This window comes from Streptomyces sp. NPDC091416 (assembly GCF_044756845.1).
Taxonomy (GTDB): Bacteria; Actinomycetota; Actinomycetes; order Streptomycetales; family Streptomycetaceae; genus Streptomyces.
On sequence record NZ_JBIVTU010000047.1, the window covers coordinates 1 to 4,456 of the forward strand.

The 4,456-nt window shown below is 67.8% G+C and carries 3 protein-coding genes and 1 pseudogene; 3 read left to right on the top strand and 1 reads right to left on the bottom strand.

Annotated elements, in window-relative coordinates; all coding sequences use genetic code 11:
• Positions 1-533 precede the first annotated feature (533 nt).
• The 3 genes and pseudogenes from ACIQMX_RS42300 (at position 534) to ACIQMX_RS42310 (ending at position 2,878) form a co-directional block, all read left to right on the top strand.
• The gene (locus tag ACIQMX_RS42300; protein ID WP_402487023.1) at positions 534-1,535 is read left to right on the top strand and encodes a DUF6192 family protein; all 1,002 of its coding nucleotides are present in this window, start codon (positions 534-536) and stop codon (positions 1,533-1,535) included.
• 2 nt (positions 1,536-1,537) lie between these two features.
• Positions 1,538-1,957 carry a RacP protein gene (locus ACIQMX_RS42305; RefSeq protein ID WP_267067444.1) on the top strand — a complete coding sequence of 140 codons (420 nt, stop codon included), beginning with the start codon at positions 1,538-1,540 and terminating at the stop codon, positions 1,955-1,957.
• A gap of 69 nt (positions 1,958-2,026) precedes the next feature.
• A pseudogene (locus tag ACIQMX_RS42310) lies at positions 2,027-2,878 on the top strand (IS5 family transposase).
• A gap of 161 nt (positions 2,879-3,039) precedes the next feature.
• Here the strand turns inward: ACIQMX_RS42310 and ACIQMX_RS42315 are convergent.
• The gene (locus tag ACIQMX_RS42315; RefSeq protein WP_402487026.1) at positions 3,040-4,221 is read right to left on the bottom strand and encodes a PP2C family protein-serine/threonine phosphatase; all 1,182 of its coding nucleotides are present in this window, start codon (positions 4,219-4,221) and stop codon (positions 3,040-3,042) included.
• Positions 4,222-4,456 lie beyond the last annotated feature (235 nt).

Genomic DNA, 4,456 nt, shown 5'->3' on the forward strand with positions numbered 1-4,456 from the left:
AGTAGCTGTTTCCGATCCCAGGTTCTGGGTAGATTTGCGCCCTAGCCTGGACCGGTGTCTGAGGGCGCTGAGAGGGCCGGGGAAAGGGACTGTCGGGCTTGTGGCGAACGGCTGAGGCCGGACGCTCGGCCCGGGGCGGTGTTCTGCTCGTCGGTGTGTCGTTCCAGGCAGTGGCGCAAGGAACAGCGGCTGCGAAGGCGTTTGGCGGCTGTCCGGGACGAGGCCGGCGTGGTCGAGTGCCCGGAGTGCGGGGCTCGTTGGGTGGCAGGTGTTGACCGCCGCTCGGATGCCCGGTTCTGCTCGCGGCGGTGCGTCGTGAGGGCCTGGCGGCGCCGAAGGGATCCGTTCGCGGATCGTTCACAGTGACCACTGACCGAACGCATCCTTGGACCAGATTCGTTCACGGAACGGTCAATTGTGGTCATTCCTTGTGATCTTCTTATTTGCGGTCTGACTCTCGGAGGCGGATGCGGTCCCTGTCCAGTCATGGCCCCAAGTGCCGTGCCCTGGGCCGCACTTGGATGGTGAAAGCCATGTCCGAGGAAATCGAGACCATCGGCGCCGTCAGCCAGTCCCGCTACGAACAGATCGTGGCCGAGCTGCGGGAAGTCGTCGAACAGCAGACGCGCGGCCAGTTCACGATCGGGGACCGCGCCCTGGAGGTTGAACCGATGCGCCAGCGGGGCGGCGTCGTCGGGGAGAGCGAGTACACGGTCGAGCAGTCGCTGAAGCGTCTGGCCGAGGACATCGGTCTGACGGTCTCCACGGTGAAAACGACCAGGTGGGTGGCGTCGCGGTGGCCGAAGGAACGACGTCGCCCCGGGCTCGCGTCCTACACGGTCCACCGGGCGCTGGCGAACATCGAGGACGAGGAGAGGCGGTTCGCGACGATCCTGACTCCGCCCGACCGCAAGGCCCGCTGGACCACCGACGACGCCAACCGGCAGGTCGGCCAGCAGGTCGAGACGCCCATCACGCCGCAGGAGAAGGTCACCGCGATCCACTCGCTGGCCCGGGACACAGAGGTCGCGGCCGCGGTCACCACCGACTTCCTGAAGCGTCCGCAGGTCGCGGCCAAAGTGTCGGCGGAGGACAAGGTCCGGGTGGTGGAGGAGTTCACCCGCGACGAGCACGTCGCGACGACCGCCGCGACCAGCCTTCTCCGCAGGCCGGACGTCGCGTTCAAAGCGATGAGCGACGACACCGCCCGCTTCCAGGTCAACTCTGCCCAGGCCGAACGCAGTCGGCAAGCCCACGACCACTTCGACCGGACGAACCCGGTCGCGCCGGCGGTCCGCAACATCGACCGCACGGTGGAGTTCCTGGACCTGGTCACCGCCTGCCACTCGTTCGTCGCCGCGGCCGGCCGCACCGTCCCCGGCCTGCGCGACCGACAGCTGTCGGAGGACGAACGCACCATCGTCCACCAGAACGTCGCCAAGGTGAAAGCCACTTTGGACTGGATCGAGACGGCGGTCGACACCGGCAAGGTCGACATGGACGACGAGCTCGCCCGCATGCTGCGGGGCGAGTAGCCGTGGCCCGCGCCTCACGGCGCAAGGGCGATGCCGCCAGACGGCATGCCGACACCGTCCGCTTCGTGCTGTTCGAAGCACGTCCGGCCGGGCTGGTCCTGCACCAGCTGGTCCGCGCCAGCGCGCTCTCTCAGAGCCAGGTCCGCTCCGGTCTGGCCGCGCTCAAGGACGAGGCCGCGTCCAAGGGCTGGCCGCCGCTGATCTGGACGCGCGCCGATGGCTACCAGCTCGGCGCGGAGCGGGCCGCGCTGGAAGCCTACGAACGGCAGGTGGTGGGCGAGAAGCTCACCCAGTTCCGCCGGTTCATCACCGGCACCGTCGCACCGCACGCCGCCGCCCACCCGAACGACAAATGGGTACGGCACATCGTCGCCCAGCTCAACTCCATCGAATCCACCCTCGACCTCATCAGCAGCGCCTGACTCGTCCCTTGCGGGGTCCGGCCGGCGAAGCCGGCCGGACCCCGCCGCAGTTCACCAACGGAGAAGAAGATGCGCCGACCCCGTTACCCCTCGGACACCTCGAACGCCGAATGGGCCTTGATCGAGCCGCTGTTGCCGACCCCGGCCTGTGACACACCTCGCGGCGGGGCACCGGAGAAGCATCCCCGCCGCGAGATCGTCGACGCTATCCGCTATGTCGTGGACACCGGGTGCAAGTGGAGGGCTCTACCTGCGGATTTTCCTCCATGAAGGACCGTCTGGGGCTTCATGGCCCGGTGGGCGGCCCGCGGTGTCATCGGGCAGATCCGCAACGTCCTCGCCGGCCGGATCCGCCGGGAGATGGGCAAAGGACCGAGAGCCGTCGCCACGATCATCGACTCCCAGTCGGTGAAAGCGGCCTCGACCGTCGGCAAGAAGAGCCGTGGCTACGACGCGGGCAAGAAAATCAACGGACGCAAGCGGCATCTCGTGGTCGACACCCGCGGCCTGCCCCTGCTGGTCATGGTCACCCCCGCCGACCTCCACGACTCCGCCGCGGCGAAGGAAGTCCTCTTCCGCCTCCGCCTGATGCACCCCGAGATCACCATCGTCTGGGCCGACCGCGCCTACGCGGGCAAGCTCGTGACCTGGGCCAAACGCCATCTCAACTTGACGATCAAGACCGTCAGCCGCCCGAAGGACACCACCGGCTTCATCGTCCTGCCCCGCCGCTGGGTCGTCGAACGCACGTACGCCTGGATCATGAACGCCCGCCGCCACGCGAGAGACTATGAGCGGCTCATCCAGCACTCGGAATCGCTCATCACCTGGGCCGCGATAACGCTCATGACCAGGCGAATCACCCGCAGAAGCTTTCGCAGAACCGGGCAGCCGGACTCTCGCGAAGCGCAACGGGACTGATCGAAACGGCGGTGGCGGTCACCACCGCCACCCAGAAACCGCCCGGTTCCTCGGGCCCTGGGCCGGATCCTCCCACCGCCACCGAAGCCTGTCAGTGGCGCCTTCGAGCCGGCTGGATCTTCAGCACGGCCGGGTCGACCCTGACCGCACGGTGAGTGACGCTACCGCTTCGTGCGGCGGGGTGAGGCTTGCTGGATGTCCGCGCCGGAGCCGACATGCCGCTCGGTCTCCTGGGGGCCGTGCCAGTCCAGGCACATCACTGTGGCGTCGTCTTCCAGGTGGCCGCCGGCCTCGTCCAGGACGGCGGTGCTCAGCGTCAGCACGGTCTCGCGAGGGTGCAGGTGGCGGGTGTCCTTCACAAGTGCGGACAGGTCCACCTTCTCCACGCCGCGTTCGAGCATGCCGTCGGTGAGCATGATCAGCCGGTCGCCGGGACGCAGGTCGAGCTGCTGGACTCGGTAAGAGTGGGAGATGGGCATGAGCAGTCCGAAGGGCTGGTCCGCTTCCAAGGCGATCTCCTCCACCTCTGCGTCGCGCACGCGCAGCGGCCGGGGGTGGCCTGCGTTGACCATCTCGGCTCGACCGGTGTGAAGGTCGATGCGCACCAGTTGCCCGGTGGCGTGACCGTGCGGCCTGTGGTCGGCCAGGGCCTGATCGGCCTGGCGGGCCTGTTCCATGAGGTCGGTCCCTTGGCGGCGGGCGCCGCGCAGGGCCCCCACCAGGACCGTCGCCGACAGCGCGGCCTGAAGGTTGTGGCCCATGGTGTCGGTCAAGGACAGATGGAGAGTGTCACGGTCGAGGGTGTAGTCGAAGGTGTCGCCGCTGATGTCTTCGGAGGGCTCCAGACTTCCGCACAGCGCGAACTGCGCCGCCTCACAGGTAAGCGAAAGGGGCAGCAACTGGTGCTGGATCTCCGCGGCCAGGCTCAGGGGCCTGCTGCGCTTCCCCCAGGTGTAGAGGTCGGTGAAACGCTGGTTGGCGATCACGATGTAGGCCAGGATGTGCGCGGCCTCACCCGCCGCGTCGAGCACCTCCTGACCTGGGCCTGCCGGCAGCAAGAGTTCCAGCAGACCAATGGCATCGCCGCGGTTGGTGACCGGAAAGATCACCCGCTCGCCCTGGTGGGTCGTCTCCTGGTACGGCCGCTGGGTGCGTACCACATGCTCGTAGACGCTGCCGAACAGGTCGATTCTGGCAGCGTGCCGCCCGGCCCCTGCCTTCGCCCGCGAGGCCGTGGACAGCGAAACCACCGCTTTCCCGGTCAGGTCCACGATGAGGAACGAGACCCGCGTGGCGCCGAAACGCCGCAGAAGGTCCTCGGCGACCACGTCGACAGCCTCCACCGGCGCCGCCGTCTCCGCTGCCGTCAGCAGCCGGGGAAGATCACCTTGCCCATCCACCACACACCGCTCCCATTGGCGACCCCCACCTACCAGAGTGAGGAGTACCACGGAGAGCGTCAACCGGGCACTGCCCACATCGCAGAACACGTCACTCACTGTCACCGTACCGGTCCACCCCAGGCGACCCGCCGCCCATTCCTTGATCACAAAGGCCGGAGGTTGAGAAACAGGCACT